Genomic DNA, 20,083 nt, shown 5'->3' with positions numbered 1-20,083 from the left:
AAAGCGGTTTCGTATAAAAAGATTCAGGAGCATGTCTATTCTGTATTTCTTTGTCCTGTTCAATTTATGCTTATGGAATTAGCCGTTTTTCAGGAATTAGCAAAGGAAATCACTTTAGAATGTTTTTATATGACAGAATCCCAACAGGAAGAAAAAGTAATACAGCTTATTGATCTTCATCATTTTGCAGAATGTTATCATGAACATCTCAAAATCCTAAACTACATCCACCATCCTATTAATATTATAGAAGAAAAAGGGATCCGGAAAGGTATTTTATTTTATGACATGAAACATTCCACGCCGTTTGACTGGAATGCATTTGAGGAATTCAAAAGATATAATGAACTCAAAGAGCTCTGGTTTGTTTTTGTAGAAGAGGACCTGACAGCTGGAAGCGCCCGCTATACCAACTTCATCATCGAGAACAGCATTGAAATATTTTATGACAGGATATTTCGGTTCAATTTTTTCCAGTCTGCCATCCAACAACTAAAATAAAACCATGAAAACATTGAGAAGAGTTCTTTTTCCGCTTGCCATCTTTCCTTTTAAAAGTATCGTAAATGCTCAGAAAAAAGACAGTATTCCTTTAAAAGTAAGGGCATTTTTTGCCGATAAATTTCCACAGAACCGCGATCTTATTGTAGATTTTACCCAGACTGCACCTTATAAGTTTTCATCAGAGCTTCAGGGTGCAGATCTGCCAGACAATCGAGTAAAAAGCTTTCAGCAGATAAGAGCCGGAGCCAATATTTATTTTATCAAAAAGAAAAACTGGCTGCTGGGTACCTCTCTCAATTACCGCTACACCTCAATGAATACGGAACATCCTGTAGAGCCCGGAGCCGGAAAACAGGAAAAAAACTTTCATTATCATACTGAGGCTGTGAATTTTAATTATTTTTCAAGGTTATTTAATAAAACAGCCATTTATACGGCTTCAGTTTCTGTAGATGGAAGTAATCAGCATTTTGAAAGAGCCCGGGGAACAGTAACAGCTTCAGTGATTTTGAAAGCAACACCAAAAACAAAAATGATTATCGGTATTGCCGGTTTTATTGATCCCAGTGCACAGATTCCGGTGCTCCCCATCTTTACTTATGAAAACAAATTTAATAACGGATGGGTTCTCGATATTCTTCTTCCGAAAAAAATGCTGATCCGAAAAGATATTTTCGCCAATGGAAGGATCTCCCTGGGAACAGAAATGGACAATACTAATTTTTACCTGTACCGCAATAACAGGACTTACGAATTTCGGCAGGTTGAGATCAATTCGGGAGCGATGTATGAACATAACCTTGGTGGAAACTTTGTAGGAATTTTAAAAACAGGAATCAGGGCTGTCCCACGAGCAAGAGTTTTTGACAAAGAGGAATCTTTTAAAGACTATATTTTTGAAGCGAAATATCAGCCGTCATTTTACCTCGATGTCGGAATTTCCTATAATCCATTTGGAAAACCTCGGACAAAGTAATGCCAACTCAGGGAAATTTTCAGAAAATTCCAAAAAAAATAATCCGTCAACCATTACTTTTCTAAAGAAGATCACCGCCCGATCTTTATAACAAACTGAAAAACCCGACCAATAAACTTAACTGCCTTACCTATTACCTATTACCTATTACCTATTACCCCTAAGTTTATCATCGCACTATATCTAATGCGTTCCCATCTTTGAGAACACATTAATAACAATAACCCCAATAACAATCAGGGCAATACCGATAATTGCTGGGAGGTCGGGAACCTGTTTAAAAGCAATTACACCAATAAGGGTGATAAAAACAATTCCTACCCCAGACCAGATTGCATAGGTTATCCCTACCGGAATCTGCCGGAGCGTAATACTCAGGAAATAAAATGCAGCAGCATATCCTATTACAGTAACTACAGAAGGCCATAGCTTTGAAAATTCTTCAGATTTTTTCAGAAAACTGGTTGCGATGATTTCAAATACAATTGCTAAAGCAAGAAAAATATAACTGCGGCCCATAAGGATGATTTTGTACAAAAATAATGAAATCTGTTTTCTTTCCCTAGTAGCCAACAAATTTTGAAGAAGGGTTTCTATAGTATGAAATGCATGAACTATTTCATTTTGCTGGCAGACAGATTGAGAATTTACCCCTTAAAATTTGTTTAAAATACTGACAGCCTGCCAGAAGTATGACATTATTTCAATGATCTGTGACAATAAATTCAAAAAAGATGTCATAAAAACTGTCAGTAACAGAAGTTTAAAATAACCAATTTCCAGGAGAAAGAATAAATTTTCTTAACATAAAAAATCACCATCTGATGAAATTCTCTTGTTTAAAATTTTCTTTATGCATCAGTATTATGCATCGCATTTCTTATTTTTTGTTTTATCAACTTTAATATAGAAGCACTTAAAGTGTTACCATTTTTACAAAAACTTACGGATAAGCTAATAAAGATATTAATAAATTTTCAATAATACATTAATTTAATGTAAATAAAAATTCATTAAAAATTAAGAATATTTGAATATAACACACTGATATACATCATGATTATTTGCTTTGGCACGTGATTTGAAAGTTGTAATATTGCAATTGTAAAATTGATAAAAAAAAGTCAAATAATTAAAAATAAAACAAAATGGTAACTTACATTGGCATCGCAACATGTTTAGTAGTTTTTTCTTCTTATTTCGCAACTGTAAAGAGAGAAGAAAGAAACTAAGTTCTATTAAAGCTGAGAGCCTATAGAACAACTATATTAATTGTATTGTTTATGTTTTTAATCTGATTATATCAGATCCGCTCTTTTACTCACTTGGAGTAAAAGGGCCCAAAAACATAACTTCAAACTGAACTTCATAACAAATTTTTATATATCCCAATAGTTTAGCCGTGCTTTTGCACGGCTTTTCTTATATCTTGAAATTATTTTTAAACGTTGGAAATACCGAGCGGTACATGGAATTTGAGAATAAATAGAATCAGGCTCAGCTGAAAGTTGAAAATTATTGTTTTTTCTTGAAAAAAGTATCCAAAGTTCAAGACTGGAATCCTCCACTAAAAAATAAGATTGACCCCGAAAATTTCCAAACCCGCATAGATCAGACGGTTCTTCTTCAGTCCTAAACTTCAGCCATACCCAGACAGTGGAAATTTTTTAACCTGTTTCCAAAGTCAATCAATCAGACCTCTTTTATCTCTCCTCTGGACTACCCTTTTATTCTCTTTCAGGACCTGTACTTCATTCAATAAAGCCTTATCTTTGTCTGTAGTAAGAATCATTTTTCAAATCAACATGAATCTGTATAACCTTATTATTCAGGACAAAGAACAGGTAGGCCTTCATGATGTATTTCTTGATGCTCATAACCGGGAACAGCTCGTACAGCTTATCAAAGAACATACATATGTGAAAGAACTTCAGGAATACGGCCTTCCCGTGAATAACAAAATTCTTCTTCAGGGTAATTCCGGATGTGGAAAAACAATGACCGCTAAAGCAATAGCCAATGCTTTGGGTAAAAACATCATCATCCTGAATCTCAGCAATATTGTTTCGTCCCGCATCGGGGAAACTTCCCAGAATATTAAAATGATATTCGACAAAGCATCCAGGGAACGATCGGTTCTTTTTCTGGATGAACTGGATCAGATAGGAAAAGCCCGGGGAAGCGATGACAAAGATGTAGGCGAAATGAGAAGACTGGTCAATACATTAATCCAATTGATTGATTATTACCCTGAAAATGCTCTTCTGCTATGCGCAACCAATCATTCAGAAATCATTGATACGGCTTTGTTACGACGTTTTCAGCTAAAAATCAATTATACAATGCCATCTGCAGAGTTTCTGGATACTTTTTATGATGATCTTCTGTCTAAATTCCCTGAAGAATTCCAGAATATTGAGCGGAAATATGAAATTTCTTTTGCAGAAGCTAAAGATTATGCACTAACCTCTGTAAAATCTTCTCTGATCAAAAAACTGGAAAGCCAGAAAATCTCACAGTCATGAAAGAAGACATCCTCCACAACATCAGTATCATCAATGACAGGATAAAAAAAGCGTGTGAAAAAGCAGGCAGAGATCCTAAAGAAGTGAGGTTGCTTCTGGCAACAAAAACGGTTTCTGCTGACCGCATTAAAATTGCTTTGGAGAATGATGAAACTTTAATTGCCGAAAACAAAGTACAGGAACTGAAAGAAAAGTACGAAGAACTTAAAGATATTCTCCATGAAAATCATTTTATCGGACATCTTCAGACCAATAAAATTAAAGATATTCTGAAGTATGATGTAGTTTGTGTTCAGTCTCTCGACCGCCTGGATCTGGCTGAGAAACTTCATCAAAGACTTTTATCTGAAGGAAAAAATATTGAGGTTCTGATCCAGGTGAATACTTCGCAAGAGGAAAGCAAATTTGGAGTTCATCCTGACAAAGCTTTGGAACTGACCAGAAAAGTTGCAGAATTCAGTACTTTAAAAATCAAAGGGCTGATGACCATCGGTTTGTTCAGTGCGGAGACAGAGAAAGTAAGAAGTTGTTTTAAAATCCTTAAAAACCTGCAGCAGGAAATCATTCATGAGAATATTCCAAACGTGGAAATGAAAGAGCTCTCTATGGGTATGAGCGGAGATCTGGAGACCGCCATTGAAGAAGGTTCTACAATTGTACGGGTGGGAACTGCTGTTTTTGGAGCAAGGGTGTATCCGGATAGCTATTATTGGGATGAAGGGAAAAGTTAGTTCTATCTTTTAAATAAATCAGTGAAATACACATTCCCATTTAACTTTAGGAAAAATCGTAATCCAATACGTAATAACCTATTCAATTAAACTGAATGAAAAAGCTGATCGCTATATTTTCTCTGTTCATTTCAACATTATTATCTGCCCAACCGGGATATACCTTCACCATGAGACAGGCAGATTTTGAAAGATTCACCCAACAACTGAAAACGGATCCCAATAATGATGAACTAATCTGGAAACGGCTGAACATCAGTTTTAATCCTCAATTTGATATTTACACTAAAGGAGGAAAACAAACTTATTCTTCTACACCCAATTTTCAGTTTAACCAGATTTTCGAAAACTGGACCTATGAAAAGATCCTGGCAGATATTAACCGATTAATTGATCACAAAGCAGAAGTTAACGAATATGGAAGGAACACCAATTTAATTGATTTTACCTTATTACGGGGAAAGCTGTACTATCTTACAGGTGATAATAAAAATGCTTTGAGCGACTATCTTACCGCACTTAATGATGTCAGCCAAGCAGCTTCCAGCCCAAATAATGACGAAAAGAAAAAAAAAATCTGTATTTCCCTCGCAGCTTATTATTATAACCTGACTGAAGACAGCAGACAAGAAAACTTACGTGAAGCTTTAAAATATATTGATATGATCTCTCCTATCGAGTTTGTTTGCAATATTGAAAGTGTTCAGTCTAACGGGGAGATTTTTGATTACTATCAATATGAGAAAATCAATTTACTGACCTATCTACATGAAGATCCACGACTCGAAAATTATTATAAAAAATTAATCCTGCAAAGTTATGATCTTTATAAAAAGAAAAATGAGGACGGTCTCTATATCTTTGATAAAATTAATGATCTGGCCAATTTCTATTTTCAAAAAAAGAATTACGAAAAAGCCCGCCGCCTTACTGAAATTGCTTTAAATTATTTCCCCAAAAACAGCTTAGGTTATATTATTAACCGATATAATGTTTCCAAACATTATTTTTTACTGAACCGGATTTATCGGACTGACGGCTTCAAAAATCAGGAGAAAGAATTTAATAATTTAATTGACATTCTTGGCCCTACCCATGGGATAAGTTACAATGCAAAAGAAATCGGAAGTTACATTAAGGAGTCTTTGGAAAAATATCCTGAAGAACCGCGTTTGCTTTTAGCTCTGGCTATCTGGCATTATAAGAATGATTTTGAAACCACTACAGCAAGACCGGAAGAAATTTTAAAGATACTTAATAAGGCTGAAGAATCGCAGCTTAAGGATTACAGACTCCCTTTTACCAAAGCTCATATCTATCTGTACAAACAAAGAAATTATAAGCTGGCTCTTAAAGAGATTAATAAATCATTACAGCTTAATCAGTCAGATCCTCATGTTTATGGGATGAAATCTGAGATTCTCCGCAACATTCCCGGTTTTGATGAGAAAGAAGAACAACTGGCCGCTCAGGAATCACAAAGCAAATCTAAGATAGTCCGTATTAAGGATATGCCGGAGTTATTAAAAGAAATACAGTAGTAATGCTCCTTTAGCAAGAATGGATTCAATTCCTTTATCATAATTCACAAACTGTAAAAAATCCGGTACATTTTTTGCTCATAATTTATTAATAACCAAACAAATACACTTATGACAAAAAAACTACTCTTTGGATGCCTTCTGATGACGGCATTATTCTTTTTTTCATGTGACAGGCCAGCTCCTTCACAAATGAACAGAAGTGAAGCTTCCATTGAAACTATTTCAATGATCACCTTTCTCGCAATGGGAATCGCCATTTTTATAGCATACAGCTATAGAAGAAGGTAAAATAACAGGACACAATCAATTCATATCACCTTTCAATACATGAGAGGTGATTTTTTGTGAATCAAGTACCAAGAAGTAAAGATTTCACATTGTTCAGCCCAATGAAATTAAACTTTTAATTTCTTTTATTCCTCCATCCCAGATTAATTCTCTGATTTGTAAAATTGTTTTTCAGTAGAAATTGACTAAATTTAGGCCGATTTGACTTCTATACTTTATTACATCTTATCCATACTTACCGCTGAAGATGTAATATTTCAAACCTGCCGGATGTCTTTTTTATAAACTATATCATGAACAACTTAAAAGCTATATTCATTTCTTCTTTATTTACATTAACAACAACATCTCTATACGCCCAGACCTGTGATTGTACAAAAAACTTTGAGTGGGTAAAAAAAACATTTGAAGAAAATGATGCCGGCTTTGAATATGCATTGAAACAGAAAGGAAAGCAGGCCTACGAAGACCATAATAAAAGAACGGCAGAAAAAGTAAAATCAATTAAAACATTCACTGAGTGCGGACCTGCTTTATATGAATGGATGACTTTTTTCCGCTCCGGCCATATTGCGATAAGGAATATCAATAAACAGACATCGTCAAAACCTGCTGATAACAGTCCAAAACAGGAAAATCAGTTTGCCAATTGGGAAACATTCCCAATAGAAGCCCAGGATTTCAAAAAGTATCTGGATCAAAAGAAAGCTGATGATTATGAAGGAATCTGGGAAACCGAACCTTATAAAATCGGGATTAAAAAGAAAGGAGATCAATATGTAGGATTAATCATAGAATCCGGCGCAGAAACCTGGACAAAAGGACAGGTGAAACTGAAACTTGATTTTTCTAATGGTAAAACAAATTCTATTTTTTATATGCGCGACCATTCTGCCGTGGAATCCAAAGAGATAACCATGATTGGAAAAAATCATTTACAAATCGGGGATTTCAGCCTTTCAAGGGTTTATCCGAAAGTTAAGGATGATCCGAAATATGACCAATATTTCAAATCGGTAAGCGCCAATAAACCTTATGTGGAAAAGCTCAATGAAAAGACATTGTATTTCAGAATCCCGTCTTTTCAGGCATCTGAGAAAAAGAAAATTGATAGCGTGATTGCTGCGAACAGAGATAAAATTCTATCCACAGAAAACCTTATAATCGACATCCGCAACGGGACAGGGGGAAGTGACGGCAGTTACAGCAAGATTCTTCCATTGATTTACACCAACCCAATCAGAACGGTAGGCGTGGAATTCCTTTCCACAAAACTAAATAATCAGAGAATGATGGATTTCATCAACAAACCTGAATACGGATTTGATGAAGAAAATAAAAAATGGGCCAAAGCTTCCTTCGACAAACTGGAAAAAGAGCCTGGAAAATTTGTGAATCTCAATGAGGGTGTAGTCAGCATTACCAAATATGATACTGTTTATCCTTATCCTAAAAATGTAGGGATCATCATTAATGAAAGAAACGGAAGTACGGACGAACAATTTCTACTGGCAGCCAAGCAAAGTAAAAAGGTGAAATTATTCGGAACAACAACATTTGGTGTTTTAGACGTTTCCAACATGTATTTTGTTCCTTCTCCATGCAAAGAATTTGAATTAGGATACTCACTTTCAAGAAGCATGCGTATCCCGGATTTTACGATTGACGGAAAAGGATTGCAGCCTGATTTTTATTTAGATCGAAGTATTCCTGTATATGAATGGACAGAGTATGTGAATACTGTATTGAACGGTAAGTAAATGTTGGAAATAAATAACTGAAACATCTGATACAAAAATTAAATACAATCCATACAAAAAGAAATATTTTACTGTATTATTCAACCATATAAACAAATATTTATTTTAATTCGGGGTTAAAAGAAAAATATTTGTTTATTTTTGGGACCCGCACATTACGTAAATACGAATGCGGCATAATAACCTATTAAAACTCAAAAACCAATTACTACATGAGTACATTATGGAAAATGGCGGTCATGGAAAAAAAGAATGACTACATTGATTTACTTGTTAAATTCGATGTACCCAATCCGGGTAATATTTCAGATTACGTTATATTCAGAAAACCGGGATCATCACAGGCAACATCAGGTTCTTCACAGGAAGAAGCCAACAGCAAACCACCCATTTTTAAAAAGCTTTTGATTGATTTGTGGAAAGCAATGACCAATAGCAACTAACTCACCAATAAAAAAATTAAAACCATGAGCTTTTTTTAAGCGCTTAAAGACTATACAGATGATGAAAATGAATATCATATTAGTCTTAAGCCCTCAGGATCAGGTTCGCCAAAAAACTAATGGGAAAACCTTTCCGTTTTTTTGACCATGAAGAGTTATTCTTTATTTTTTTTTAAGACATTTAGAAAAAAGAGCAAAACAGAAAGCGCTATTCCATTTAGTCATGGTTTTGAAGGTCATGATTTGAGTAAGTTGGAAAAATATATGCACAACGTTAATGAATTACCTGAAAGAAAAAAAATATGGCCACATCGATAGCAAAAACGAAAACACTATTTAAAAAAGCATTTTACTATAACTGGGATAATGGGCTGGATGGATTGGAAAAAGTCTTAAGAGACCGTAATTGTGATAAGGCAACTGCAGTAATGATCTTCTGGCGGGGACATCCCGGTTATTATTACAATAATCCGGATATAGAAAAAATGGAGTCTCATGAAAAGGCAGCCTTCGAATTTCTGAAGTCATTAGCAGGAGATATCGTTTCAAACAAATACTTTGAAATCATTTCATTTTCTCCGGAAAAAGAATTTATTCCTGAGACTTTAGGTAACATTCCTGCTGAACTTATTCAGGAGGTAAAAGGAACTATAAATTATAAAGAAGTATTGTTCCCTAACAACAACCCATTTGATGAGCAAATAATGGCTCTCTGCAAAAATTGTGATGATATTAATAAGATGTTTGCCTTAGAAAAAGAAGGTGCTGATTTCAGTTTAAAAATCAATAACGGTTATTCTTATCCAATTAAAATTGCCTGTGGCAGCGGGCAAACAGAAGCAATTAAATATTTCATTGAAAAAGGCTATGATTTGAATAAAAAATATGATAAAATGCCTTTATTTTGGAGTGCAGTTACCAACAAAAAAATTCCAGCAATTAATTTGATACTCGAAAACGGTGGAAAAATAAATCAAAAAGGTGAATTTGGCAGAACTATTTTACATGGCATTGCAGGCTGGTTTGCCGAAAATCAAGATTATTTTGATGATACAATGAAAAAAATTATTATTCTTTTAATTGAAAAAGGCGCCGATATTCATGCTAAGGATTCATCTAAAAAAACTCCGCTTGATTTGGCAATCATGTGGAATAATGTAAAGTATATCGACTACTTAAACGAAATTGAAAATGATAAAATAGAAAAAACCCGAATTTAAACAACATTATATTTACAATTAACACTAAAACAATTTAAACTAAAACCATGGCTATCAATTTTACATCAGAAGAAGAAAAAAATGATTTCTGGACACTTTCGAATACTATTCAAGCCGGAAATTATGAAGAAGCTTTACATATTTCTAAAGCTTTACTGGAAAAATTCCCTGACAACAAAGCAATCTATCACAACCAGATCGGCGCAATGATTTACCTCTCTAAAAGCGATTACTGGGGTGCTACCAATCATTACTCCAAAGCGCTAGAATATGGATTTGATGCTGATGTGTGTGAAGACAACATCTGGGAATCCGCTGTAGATTCTTACAAATCTCTTATTGACAGTGAAGCAGGTTTCTGTAAAATTATGATCACAGCTACTCAGGAATTTATTCCTGCTAATGATTTAGTAGAGAAATATGAAAATCTTTTCCCATCCGGAAAATATGTTGAGGAAGCTAAAGAGCTTAACTATATTTTTAATTTAACAAAAGAGCTTCAGGATAACAACAACTATACTTCTTCAGCCTTAAACCAAAACTATTCAGGTAAATATCCGGACGGAAAACATCATGAAGTGGTGACCGCCCTGGCTGGAATTATAGACAATAATTCATAATTCTATACCAGAAGACACATTGCTTCGTTTACAATAACAAAAAACTCCCTCTCATTACTGAAAGGGAGTTTTTTATATCTAGAAAAAATTCTGATTACATATAAGCTTCAATCGGCTCACAAGTACATACTAAGTTTCTGTCTCCGTACGCTTCGTCTACTCTGGATACGGAAGCAAAGAATTTGTGGTCTCTTACCCACTCCAGCGGATATGCTGCTTTTTCTCTGCTGTATGGTTTGTCCCATGAGTCTGAAACAACTACCTGTTCAGTGTGAGGAGCGTTTTTCAGTACGTTGTTAGCCTGATCTGCTTCACCGTTAGCAATTTCATCGATCTCTTTTTTGATAGAGATTAATGCTTCAGCGAAACGGTCGATTTCTGATTTGCTTTCAGATTCTGTAGGCTCAATCATCAATGTTCCTGCAACCGGGAATGAAACGGTAGGAGCATGGAATCCGTAGTCCATTAATCTCTTCGCTACATCAGCTACTTCAATTCCTAAAGATTTGAACTGACGGAAATCTACGATACATTCGTGAGCCACTCTTCCGTTTTCGTTTGAATATAAGATCGGGAAATGCTCTGCTAAAACTTCTTTCAGGTAATTTGCATTCAGAATAGCGTGTCCTGTCGCTTTTTTCAGACCATCAGTTCCTAACATTTTAATGTAAGCATAAGAAATATTAAGGATTAATCCTGAACCGTAAGGTGCTGCAGAAATGCCGTCGATGGCTTCTTTAGCCCCTATTCTGATATTGGCATTGGAAGGAAGGAATGGAACCAGGTGTTTAGCTACACAGATTGGACCCACTCCAGGGCCTCCGCCTCCGTGAGGAATAGCAAAAGTCTTGTGCAAGTTAAGGTGGCAAACATCTGCTCCGATGTTTCCTGGACTTGTGAATCCAACCTGAGCATTCATGTTGGCTCCGTCCATATATACCTGTCCGCCATGTTCGTGGATCAGGCTTGTAATTTCTTTAATATTAGCGTCAAAGAATCCGTAAGTAGACGGATACGTAATCATTACGCATGATAAATTCTCAGAATGCTGTTCTGTCTTAGCTTTAAGATCTTCGAAATCGATTTCTCCGTTTTCAAGATTCTTTACGACAACAATCTTCATTCCGGCCATTGCTGCAGAAGCAGGGTTGGTTCCGTGTGCAGACTGAGGGATCAGCACTACATTTCTGTGGCCTTCTCCTCTTGAAATATGGTATTCTCTGATGACCATTAATCCTGCATATTCTCCCTGAGCACCGGAATTCGGCTGAAGAGAAGTTCCTGCAAAACCTGTAATTTCTGCAAGGTCTTTTTCTAATTCACGAATCATTTCCTGGTAACCGCCAGCCTGATCTACCGGTACAAACGGGTGAACACTACCCCAGTTATCCCATGACAATGGAAGCATTTCTGTAGCTGCATTCAGTTTCATGGTACAAGAGCCAAGAGAGATCATAGAATGGGTTAACGAAAGGTCTTTTCTCTCAAGACGCTTGATGTAACGCATCAATTCTGTCTCGGTGTGATATTTATTGAATACCTGCTCTGTAAGGATCTCGTCTTTTCTTAAGTTCTCCTCAGGAATGCTGTATCCTTCTTTGATTTCTAGTTTGAAAGTCTGCTTATCTTTAAACTGGGCGAAAGAAGCCATTAAATAATTCAATTTATCCAATGTTGTGCTTTCGTTGATCGCGATACTTACCACTCCTTCTGTGAAGTAGTTTAAGTTCAGTCTGTGATCAAGCATCATTCTCATCAATCTTCCTTTTTCATCTTCATTTAAAAGGATTTTCACCGTATCGAAGATTGGCTCTTCCACCGTATGATATCCTAGAGCTTTAAGACCGTTTTTCAAAGCATTAGCTTTAAAGTGGATCTGATCAGCGATATAATTTAATCCTTTTGGACCGTGATAAACCGCATACATTCCGGCCATTACCGCTAAAAGGACCTGAGCTGTACAAATGTTTGAAGTTGCTCTTTCTCTTTTGATATGCTGTTCTCTGGTCTGTAATGCCATTCTTAATGCACGTCTTCCGTACATATCCTGGGAAACTCCAATTATTCTTCCCGGAATATCTCTTTTATAATCATCTTTACAAGAGAAGAATGCCGCGTGAGGTCCTCCGTATCCCAATGGTATACCAAATCTCTGTGAAGTTCCTACTGCACAGTCTGCTCCCATAGAAGCCGGTGATTTTAATTTAACCAAAGCCATCGGATCACAAGCCACAACTACCTGTAAATCTAGTTTCTTATATTCTACAATATCTTCCGTATAATCTAAAACGATACCGTTTTTACCCGGATATTGTAATAAAACCCCATAATAAGAAGCATCAAATGCATGGGTTTTGTGGTCTCCTACCACCACTTCGATACCTAATCCTTCTGCTTTCGTCTTTAACACAGAAACCGTCTGAGGAAGCACCAGTTCTGAAATAAAGAACTTATTAGCCTCTGCTTTTTTCTGATCTTTTGTTCTGTTGTTAAAGAACATATGCATTGCTTCAGCAGCAGCTGTTGACTCATCTAAAAGAGAAGCATTAGCCAGTGTAAATCCGGTAAGGTCACATACTACAGTCTGGAAGTTAAGAAGAGCTTCAAGTCTTCCCTGTGCAATTTCTGCCTGGTATGGAGTATAAGCCGTATACCAGCTTGGGTTTTCAAAGATATTTCTCTGAATGGCTGACGGCAAAAGCGTATTATGGTAACCAAAACCAATGTAGCTTGTATAATCAGTATTCTTAGATGCCAATTCTTTCGAATGGTTCAGCATCTCGTATTCTGAAAGCGGTTCCGAGATCTCCAGATCTTTCTCTAAACGGATAGAAGAAGGAATAGTCTGAGAAATTAACTCTTCAATACTTGAAACGCCCAATTTTTCCAACATCGCCTGTTTATCGGCTTCATTAAGGGAAATGTGGCGGTTCACAAACTGTTCTGTATTCATTTTTATTTATTAGATTTTGTTGTAAAAAAGATTCGTAAAATTACAATTTTTTACAGGATTGTACAATAATCTGAAATTATCAATATTTCAATAAAAATAAAATATGAATTTTAAAATGAACAATTTAATATAATTTTAATAAACAAAACTCAAAAACATCTTTTACTAAGTTTCCCAAAAGAAGGATTATCCTATATGCAGAACATATTATTACATCCACTTCTATAATTTACAAGATCTGTATGAATTTATAGAATAATCCTCATCAGTATGGTATCTTTAGCTGATCAGTTTTATTAATGACCATTTATTAGAAAACAAGGGAATTAAGTATCATTTTTGGAGAATGCATAACGCTGGAAAAGTTATTTTTATCCGAAAAATGAAGTGTCCTTTCAATGATAAACATGTTGATAATCAGGTTTTGTAATATTTATGAATTTTTATTAATTATATTTATTCTAAATTAATATATTTGTACCATGAATATGATAGTTCCATTTAAAGTACCGCCTTTATCTCCTGTATATGCATTCAATAATGAAGATATGTTCTGTGAAAAGAAATCCTGCTGTAAAAAATTCAAGAAAGGGAAAAGATGTAAGAAATGTCCCGGCAGAAAAAAGATGGCTTGATTTATACTAAGTTATTGAAAAGCACATAAACTGCAATTATTAAAAGAAGAATTCCCCAGATCAGCATTACAATTTTCGGCTGGCCATATCTGTTCGCCAATGTTCTGGGCTGAGGTTTAAACATTTCCTCTACCGTATTTTTGAATTTTTCAGTATCATTTTCAAAGACTTCTGTAATGGTAATTCCCTGTACCACCGTTTTATGAAGCAGTGAGTTGGTAGCATGAAGCAGCAGCTGGAATTTTCCGTCTTTAAATTCTGTGATCTTAAATATTCTCTCACCATAAGGCTTTTCCAGCCCGAAAGGCAACACTTTCACCACATCGGCATTGCTTGTCTGCCAGCTGATAATAATCTCCTCACCTTTTTTAGCATGAATTTTATTCGCCGTAAAAGTTTTGATAGCCGGCGGAATATTATACCTGAAGCTTTTCTGATGGCTCTCTAAATTCTGATCATATGCTTTTCTTCTGGCCGGATCACTCAGCGTTTCATAAGCTTCCTGAATTTCACGGAAACGGCCTGCAAAGAAATCATCATTTTCGTTTTTATCCGGATGGTATTTTAAAGAAAGTTTTCTATAAACCTTTTTGATGTCTTCTTCCGAAGCATCCTGAGAAATCCCGAGAAAATAGTAGTAATCTTTCATTGAGCTATGCAAAAATAAGGATTAAGTTTTTATTCCCGAACAGATTTCTTAGATGACAAAGTTTTTTTTCATGATATTTTATTGAAATATAGTTGGGGTTTGATCCATTAAAACCTAACAGGTCCTGAAGACCTGTTAGGTTTGTAGATTTGTAATTAGTATCCAGTTTCTGAGATTAATTCAGAACTATTCATTTTAGTAACAAAAAAATTCCGGCGCGGGAAGCTTCGCTTCCCGCGCCGGAATTAAACAATTTCAATTTAGTATTTTACTTTTTTATGCTTCGCAGTTCTGATCTTTTCTGCAGCATTTGGATGCAAATTCCTTTTTGAATTTCCCTTTCAGTTCCTGGTACTGCTCATCATTCATTTCCCTGATCTTATCTGCCAGTCCGAAAGGTGATCTTTCCTTGATTCCGTATTCATTAAAAATACCTTTGATAAATCTTTTTCTTTGTATTGCTTTTTTAGCGATTAATGCAACACCCACAACAGCTAATGCTCCAAGAGCTCCTTTTAATGCTGAATTTTTCATTTTTTCAAAATTTTAAATTTTACTACTTCTTGTTTTTTATATAGACGAATGAATTTTAATTTTACTTTACTACTTCTTTAAAATTTTTAAATTATTCGTTGTTTCTGTTAAAGAATCCTCCTGAACATTTGTTTCTCCACACTTCTTTGAATTTTTCTCTTTCTTCAGGAGAAAGTCCTTCCATTTTCTCTCTCATTTTTCTTTCTTTAAAGTCTCTCATTCCTTTTCCAAAATGAAATCCTCCGAAAAGAATTTTACTTAGGATCAGAATTCCCATCGCCTGCCAGAATGTAATGGATTTCACACCCAAAATTTCAGGAAGCAGGCAGTTCCAAAGCAGCATAACGATCCAGGTAACTGCCAATAGGATCAGCGGCGGACATAACAATAAAAAAATCCAGCCTTTTTTGTGTTTATGATTCATAATTTCTTTTTTACTAACTTTTTAAATCTTCGTATAATCTTCTCAACCTGTTTCTTAAATGCTTTACAGCATAATTTTTACGGCTGATAATGGTTTTGATATTTTCGCCCTGCTCATCAGCGATCTCCTGGAGCGTTTTGTCATTCAGTTCATTTTCTACGTAGACTAATCTTTGTTTTTCGGGAAGTTCGTCAAGGGCCTCAAATAACTTTTTCCAGATCTCGTCCTGAAACATTTTAATTTCGGGGCCGGCACTGTCATCCATCAGCAGAATATCTTTGATAGAAAACTCTCCGTCTTCATCTTCATAAACAAAGTCTTCCAGGTTTTCTGTTTTCTTTTTGCGGTAACGGTCCGTGATTTTATTGGCCGTTACCCTGTACAGCCATCCTCCGACATTGACAATCTCTGACAGATTGGTTATGCTGCTGAACTGGTACCACACTTCCTGCAGAATATCTTCTGCATCTTCGGTGTTTTTCACTTTAGGACGAATATAAGACATCAGCTTTCCTCCGTACTTTGAAACGGTCTGTGAGATAATACTTTCTTTATCCTTCTGTGGCATTGTTATTTCTTCGACAACCTCCATACTGATATGACGGACTGCCTTTTGATTTTACTTTAATAAATTTAAAAAAATTTTATGATCTACGATAAAATGGTTTATTCATCAGTACTTTTATATTTTAAATTTGATCAGACAAACAAAAAGAAAACGGAAAGCATACAACACTCTCCGTTTTCAACATTATAAAAATTTCTGCTTATTTTCTATTGAAATTCTCGGCAAAAAAGCCAAGCATATATTTATACAGCTCAATTCTGTTAGGTTCTTTTCCAAATCCATGGCCTTCATCATATTTTACCATGTACGGAACTTCATAGCCTTTCGCGCGCATTCCTTTTACAATCTGATCCGATTCATTAATATTAACTCTTGGATCGTTAGCTCCCTGTACCACAAATAACGGCTTCTTGATTTTATCAATCTGGAATACCGGAGATACTTCTTTCGCAATCTTCGCTTCTTCAGGGTTGTCCAGATCATACCAGATCTCTTTTACCATTTGTTTATAAGGCTTCCAGTATTCCGGAAAGGAATCAAAGAAAGTAAATATATTGGAAACTCCCACGTAATCTACCCCGCACGCATACAGATCAGGAGTTTTGATCAACCCCATCAATGTTGCATATCCTCCATGGCTTCCTCCGTAAATGGCAATTTTATCTTTATCTGCCCATCCCTGCGCGATCGCATATTTTACGCCGTCTTCCACATCATCCATTGCTTTTCTTCCGATCTGCTTATAACCTGCTTTCTGAAACTCTTTCCCATATCCACCTGAAATTCTGAAATTTACCTGAAGAGTTGCATATCCTCTGCTGGCAAAAAGCTGTGCTTCCGGATTGAATCCCCACTCATCCCGGATTCCCTGAGGACCTCCGTGAGGATTAACGATCATAGGAACTTTTTTACCTTCAAGAGCTGCTTTCGGAAGTGTAATATATCCATGAATCGTCAGGCCGTCTCTGCTTTTAAATTCAATAGGTCTCATTTCTGCCATATCAGCTTCTTTCAGCATGGGCATCAGATCGTAAAGCAGCTTGGTTTTTTTGGTTTTGGTATCATATTCATAATAGGTTCCGTAAAGCTTGTCACTGCTTACAATCACCAGAAGCTTTTCATTATTATCATCTGAAGAGACAATTCCAAATTCTTTATCACCGAATTCTTTTTTCAGCTGATCATCCACTTCTTTATAAAATTTGCTTACAGGAATCGTTTCGCTTTTCACCCCGCTGTAGCTAATGTAATCCAGTTCATAATTCCTGCTTTTTCCAGCAACACTTATAGAGCCGGCATCATATACCGGATTGGAATAGATTTCTTTAATGACAGTATTTTTCTTAAGATCATACAATACAATTCTTGCTTTATCGCTGTCCAGATTTGTGTACACATACGCTTCATCCTTATTTTTAGAATTATCATTAAAACGGATAATACTGAAACTGTCTTTCCAGTCTGTAGATTTGATAAGATTGAATTTTCCGGTCTGCAGATCTTTATAATACGTTTTCGTTGTTAATCCACCTTCAAGAACTGAATATCCTCTTAGATTTCCGTCTTTATCAAAAAGGTAGTCATCAATAGGGTTATTCACATCTTTGTTTTCGTAAAGCTGGGTCATTTCACCAGTATTGAAATTAATCCTGTACGGTTCAAAGATCTGTTTGTTATTTTTATTCATCGACACTACCACATAATCTGTGTCTTTAATCAGCCGTACAATATTCAGGGTAATCCCTTCAAACGGAGTGAGATCTTTAAGGTTTTTTCCATCAATATCAGCCGCATATAAATGGATATTTTCATTTCCTCCCTTATCCTGGGTATAGAAAAGGCGTTTTTTATCCAACCAGCCGTAACTTTGAATGAGATCGTCTTTTTCTACGATAGCTTTGGTAATTTTCCCTGTTTTAAGATCTTTAACGTAAACATGGTTTTTGCTGTCCTTGTCTTTTTCTTTATAGGAAAGATACTGTCCATCAGGAGATAGTTTAAACTGTGATGCTTTAGGTCTTGCGAAATAATCTTCCACTTTATACTTAAAATTTCCTTTATCATAGGAAACCAGTTTCTCAAGAATGGCTTTGGAAGACGGAAGAGTGGGATCACCCGGGAGCTTAGTCGTTGAAGTTTGTGCATTCATCATTATAGCAGATAGTACGATTTGTGCCGCACCGAAAATTTTAGCATTGAAATTCATAAATCATTTTTAAGTTAAACCATAATCTGTATTTACACTTTTAAATCAATAAAAGAATAAACGCTTCTTATTAGTTAGACTCTTCACACTATCAAAATGTTACATGATTTATCCCTAATTTATGAAAAAAAATTGAATTTGGATTGAAAAAGCAGTTTTTTAAAGGATTAGAAAGTGAGAAAAGACACCTTATTCATTTCCGGGTTCAAATTCAATTAAATAGGATTTCAGAAATTCACCTCTCAATTTCTTTTTCAAGATATAGGTTTTTAAGATTTTCATATTGCAGCACAGTGTCTTTTACAGCCGTAATCTTATCGTAAGCATTCTTTCTCTCAATTCAGGTAAATTCCAAAATACCATGTCCAGGCAATCAGGATCAGCTGCATCGGAATTCTCTGGGTATAAAGATATTTCATCCCCGGCCCGGTGTAGTCTGCTTTGAAAATATTGATCTGTTTTCTGGATGAATGAATGTTGGCTATAAAAACCAAAATATAGAAACAAATCAGTGATACGGCAGTAAATTCACGAAGAGGAGGAATCATTAAACCTATTCCGGCCGCAATTTCAATAACACCTGTAAAATATACCCAAAATAGTTTTCCTGGTATATAATCGGGAATCATCATAACCATTCCTTTCTGAAATTTAAAGTGTGAAAGTCCGGTGAAGATAATGAACACGGCCATTCCAAGGTTTCCTGAAAATACAAGATCTGCTTTTTCCTGAAATAGTAAGGTTATCAGAAGAGCAAGGATAAAAGTTGTGAAAAGAATGGCTAATAATTTCATGAAAAATGTTCTTTATATCTGATTGTGAAGATACTGCTAAAATTTAATTTATGTTCTTATTTGATCAATAAAGAACAGATTGAGGATGAATTCCAAAAGCTGGGAGAATCTATTTTTATTAATTCTGCCCAATATATAGTTTTCGCCCCTGATCCCGGATTTGGTATTCAAATTTTTAAGAGAAAACAAAAAACCTCACAGTTTCTGAAGTCTGCAAGGTTAGTATTGTATTAAATATTCTGTTATTACTTTTCGGCAAGGTTCTTTACTACTTCAAGGCCTTTTGTAAAGCCTGTATTCAAATGATCTCTCCATTCCTTTTCTACCTGCACTTCGGTATGAAGTTTTGTTTTTCCTCCTAAATCAATCAGAAGATACTTTTCGAAACACCCGCTCCACTCCATTACTTCTTTGCTTTGGGTATCTTCATTTCCTTCTTTATCAACCATTCCCAGATGTTTGAAAATAATCTGATTGGGTTCCTCTATACTGTCAATGGTTGAAACCATTCCTTCTCCTTCTGCATTAAGGAAATAAGTTTTCCCGCCCACTTTCCAGTCCGAGGTCATTTTAGACTCCGGGCCAAAATACTGGGTCCATTCAGTGTAAGTGTCCGGATTCCAAAGAATATCCCAGACTTTCTGTTGCGGAGCATTGATTACTGTTTCGTACGATAAGGTTTCCATATTTTAAATTTTTGTGGTTTGAA

The 20,083-nt window shown here is 35.5% G+C and carries 19 protein-coding genes; 10 read left to right on the top strand and 9 right to left on the bottom strand.

Annotation, left to right across the window (positions count from 1 at the left end; translation table 11 throughout):
• Window positions 1-72: 72 nt before the first annotated feature.
• Together J2Y40_RS04895 and J2Y40_RS04890 are read left to right on the top strand one after the other, a co-directional pair.
• On the top strand, window positions 73-501 hold the full coding sequence (locus J2Y40_RS04895; protein ID WP_153393265.1) for a hypothetical protein: 429 nt from the start codon (window positions 73-75) through the stop codon (window positions 499-501).
• 4 nt (window positions 502-505) lie between these two features.
• The gene (locus tag J2Y40_RS04890; protein WP_309997474.1) at window positions 506-1,480 is read left to right on the top strand and encodes a DUF6268 family outer membrane beta-barrel protein; all 975 of its coding nucleotides are present in this window, start codon (window positions 506-508) and stop codon (window positions 1,478-1,480) included.
• Between the two features lie 183 nt (window positions 1,481-1,663).
• On the opposite strand, the gene J2Y40_RS04885 is transcribed toward J2Y40_RS04890, so the two are convergent.
• Window positions 1,664-1,999 carry an SMR family transporter gene (locus tag J2Y40_RS04885; RefSeq protein ID WP_309997473.1) on the bottom strand — a complete coding sequence of 112 codons (336 nt, stop codon included), beginning with the start codon at window positions 1,997-1,999 and terminating at the stop codon, window positions 1,664-1,666.
• A gap of 1,286 nt (window positions 2,000-3,285) precedes the next feature.
• Here J2Y40_RS04885 and J2Y40_RS04880 point away from each other — a divergent pair.
• From J2Y40_RS04880 to J2Y40_RS04845, 8 genes are all read left to right on the top strand, one after another.
• The gene (locus tag J2Y40_RS04880) at window positions 3,286-4,005 is read left to right on the top strand and encodes an ATP-binding protein (RefSeq protein ID WP_309997471.1); all 720 of its coding nucleotides are present in this window, start codon (window positions 3,286-3,288) and stop codon (window positions 4,003-4,005) included.
• Window positions 4,002-4,736 (top strand): YggS family pyridoxal phosphate-dependent enzyme, encoded by a 735-nt coding sequence (locus tag J2Y40_RS04875; protein WP_309997469.1) that lies wholly within the window; start codon window positions 4,002-4,004, stop codon window positions 4,734-4,736. The genes J2Y40_RS04880 and J2Y40_RS04875 overlap by 4 nt, the downstream gene beginning before the upstream one ends.
• 95 nt (window positions 4,737-4,831) lie before the next feature.
• Window positions 4,832-6,277, top strand: a complete 1,446-nt coding sequence (locus J2Y40_RS04870) for a hypothetical protein (protein ID WP_309997467.1) — start codon at window positions 4,832-4,834, stop codon at window positions 6,275-6,277.
• 111 nt (window positions 6,278-6,388) lie between these two features.
• Window positions 6,389-6,568 carry a hypothetical protein gene (locus J2Y40_RS04865; protein WP_153393282.1) on the top strand — a complete coding sequence of 60 codons (180 nt, stop codon included), beginning with the start codon at window positions 6,389-6,391 and terminating at the stop codon, window positions 6,566-6,568.
• A gap of 293 nt (window positions 6,569-6,861) precedes the next feature.
• Complete coding sequence (locus tag J2Y40_RS04860; protein WP_309997465.1) at window positions 6,862-8,328, top strand: S41 family peptidase; 1,467 nt, start codon at window positions 6,862-6,864, stop codon at window positions 8,326-8,328.
• Window positions 8,329-8,540: 212 nt separating this feature from the next.
• On the top strand, window positions 8,541-8,771 hold the full coding sequence (locus tag J2Y40_RS04855) for a hypothetical protein (protein ID WP_309997463.1): 231 nt from the start codon (window positions 8,541-8,543) through the stop codon (window positions 8,769-8,771).
• Between the two features lie 302 nt (window positions 8,772-9,073).
• Window positions 9,074-9,991, top strand: a complete 918-nt coding sequence (locus J2Y40_RS04850; protein ID WP_309997461.1) for a DUF4274 domain-containing protein — start codon at window positions 9,074-9,076, stop codon at window positions 9,989-9,991.
• Window positions 9,992-10,038: 47 nt separating this feature from the next.
• Entirely contained in the window at window positions 10,039-10,611 is a 573-nt protein-coding gene (locus J2Y40_RS04845; protein WP_153393294.1) for a hypothetical protein, read from the top strand.
• 94 nt (window positions 10,612-10,705) lie between these two features.
• On the opposite strand, the gene gcvP is transcribed toward J2Y40_RS04845, so the two are convergent.
• The 8 genes from gcvP to J2Y40_RS04805 form a co-directional block, all read right to left on the bottom strand.
• Window positions 10,706-13,564 carry an aminomethyl-transferring glycine dehydrogenase gene (gene gcvP / locus J2Y40_RS04840; RefSeq protein ID WP_153393297.1) on the bottom strand — a complete coding sequence of 953 codons (2,859 nt, stop codon included), beginning with the start codon at window positions 13,562-13,564 and terminating at the stop codon, window positions 10,706-10,708.
• Between the two features lie 636 nt (window positions 13,565-14,200).
• A complete protein-coding gene (locus J2Y40_RS04835; RefSeq protein ID WP_309997458.1) occupies window positions 14,201-14,848 on the bottom strand; it encodes a DnaJ domain-containing protein in 648 nt (215 codons plus the stop codon).
• A gap of 276 nt (window positions 14,849-15,124) precedes the next feature.
• Window positions 15,125-15,382 carry a hypothetical protein gene (locus tag J2Y40_RS04830; protein WP_153393303.1) on the bottom strand — a complete coding sequence of 86 codons (258 nt, stop codon included), beginning with the start codon at window positions 15,380-15,382 and terminating at the stop codon, window positions 15,125-15,127.
• Between the two features lie 91 nt (window positions 15,383-15,473).
• Window positions 15,474-15,806: a hypothetical protein gene (locus J2Y40_RS04825; protein WP_153393306.1), complete on the bottom strand. Its 333-nt coding sequence runs from the start codon at window positions 15,804-15,806 to the stop codon at window positions 15,474-15,476.
• A gap of 13 nt (window positions 15,807-15,819) precedes the next feature.
• The gene (locus J2Y40_RS04820; RefSeq protein WP_153393308.1) at window positions 15,820-16,398 is read right to left on the bottom strand and encodes an RNA polymerase sigma factor; all 579 of its coding nucleotides are present in this window, start codon (window positions 16,396-16,398) and stop codon (window positions 15,820-15,822) included.
• A 175-nt stretch (window positions 16,399-16,573) separates the two neighbouring features.
• Window positions 16,574-18,580 carry a S9 family peptidase gene (locus J2Y40_RS04815; protein ID WP_309997455.1) on the bottom strand — a complete coding sequence of 669 codons (2,007 nt, stop codon included), beginning with the start codon at window positions 18,578-18,580 and terminating at the stop codon, window positions 16,574-16,576.
• 335 nt (window positions 18,581-18,915) lie between these two features.
• Window positions 18,916-19,374: a DoxX family protein gene (locus J2Y40_RS04810; protein WP_153393314.1), complete on the bottom strand. Its 459-nt coding sequence runs from the start codon at window positions 19,372-19,374 to the stop codon at window positions 18,916-18,918.
• Between the two features lie 245 nt (window positions 19,375-19,619).
• A complete protein-coding gene (locus J2Y40_RS04805) occupies window positions 19,620-20,060 on the bottom strand; it encodes an SRPBCC domain-containing protein (protein WP_153393317.1) in 441 nt (146 codons plus the stop codon).
• Between the last annotated feature and the right edge of the window lie 23 nt (window positions 20,061-20,083).

This window comes from Chryseobacterium sp. 2987 (assembly GCF_031456375.1).
In the GTDB taxonomy this organism is placed as follows: domain Bacteria; phylum Bacteroidota; class Bacteroidia; order Flavobacteriales; family Weeksellaceae; genus Chryseobacterium; species Chryseobacterium vaccae.
This window is presented reverse-complemented; position numbering and strand designations above follow the sequence as displayed.

What these genes read in the sequence shown, in the direction of transcription:
- J2Y40_RS04860 (WP_309997465.1), top strand. Translation starts at nt 6,862, where the DNA reads ATGAACAACTTAAAAGCTATATTCATTTCTTCTTTATTTACATTAACA.
- J2Y40_RS04815 (WP_309997455.1), bottom strand. Translation starts at nt 18,580, where the DNA reads ATGAATTTCAATGCTAAAATTTTCGGTGCGGCACAAATCGTACTATCT.
- J2Y40_RS04820 (WP_153393308.1), bottom strand. Translation starts at nt 16,398, where the DNA reads ATGGAGGTTGTCGAAGAAATAACAATGCCACAGAAGGATAAAGAAAGT.
- J2Y40_RS04895 (WP_153393265.1), top strand. Translation starts at nt 73, where the DNA reads ATGGAATTAGCCGTTTTTCAGGAATTAGCAAAGGAAATCACTTTAGAA.
- J2Y40_RS04870 (WP_309997467.1), top strand. Translation starts at nt 4,832, where the DNA reads ATGAAAAAGCTGATCGCTATATTTTCTCTGTTCATTTCAACATTATTA.
- J2Y40_RS04805 (WP_153393317.1), bottom strand. Translation starts at nt 20,060, where the DNA reads ATGGAAACCTTATCGTACGAAACAGTAATCAATGCTCCGCAACAGAAA.
- J2Y40_RS04830 (WP_153393303.1), bottom strand. Translation starts at nt 15,382, where the DNA reads ATGAAAAATTCAGCATTAAAAGGAGCTCTTGGAGCATTAGCTGTTGTG.
- J2Y40_RS04850 (WP_309997461.1), top strand. Translation starts at nt 9,074, where the DNA reads ATGGCCACATCGATAGCAAAAACGAAAACACTATTTAAAAAAGCATTT.
- J2Y40_RS04845 (WP_153393294.1), top strand. Translation starts at nt 10,039, where the DNA reads ATGGCTATCAATTTTACATCAGAAGAAGAAAAAAATGATTTCTGGACA.
- J2Y40_RS04825 (WP_153393306.1), bottom strand. Translation starts at nt 15,806, where the DNA reads ATGAATCATAAACACAAAAAAGGCTGGATTTTTTTATTGTTATGTCCG.
- J2Y40_RS04890 (WP_309997474.1), top strand. Translation starts at nt 506, where the DNA reads ATGAAAACATTGAGAAGAGTTCTTTTTCCGCTTGCCATCTTTCCTTTT.
- J2Y40_RS04875 (WP_309997469.1), top strand. Translation starts at nt 4,002, where the DNA reads ATGAAAGAAGACATCCTCCACAACATCAGTATCATCAATGACAGGATA.
- J2Y40_RS04810 (WP_153393314.1), bottom strand. Translation starts at nt 19,374, where the DNA reads ATGAAATTATTAGCCATTCTTTTCACAACTTTTATCCTTGCTCTTCTG.
- J2Y40_RS04835 (WP_309997458.1), bottom strand. Translation starts at nt 14,848, where the DNA reads ATGAAAGATTACTACTATTTTCTCGGGATTTCTCAGGATGCTTCGGAA.
- gcvP (WP_153393297.1), bottom strand. Translation starts at nt 13,564, where the DNA reads ATGAATACAGAACAGTTTGTGAACCGCCACATTTCCCTTAATGAAGCC.
- J2Y40_RS04885 (WP_309997473.1), bottom strand. Translation starts at nt 1,999, where the DNA reads ATGGGCCGCAGTTATATTTTTCTTGCTTTAGCAATTGTATTTGAAATC.
- J2Y40_RS04865 (WP_153393282.1), top strand. Translation starts at nt 6,389, where the DNA reads ATGACAAAAAAACTACTCTTTGGATGCCTTCTGATGACGGCATTATTC.
- J2Y40_RS04855 (WP_309997463.1), top strand. Translation starts at nt 8,541, where the DNA reads ATGAGTACATTATGGAAAATGGCGGTCATGGAAAAAAAGAATGACTAC.
- J2Y40_RS04880 (WP_309997471.1), top strand. Translation starts at nt 3,286, where the DNA reads ATGAATCTGTATAACCTTATTATTCAGGACAAAGAACAGGTAGGCCTT.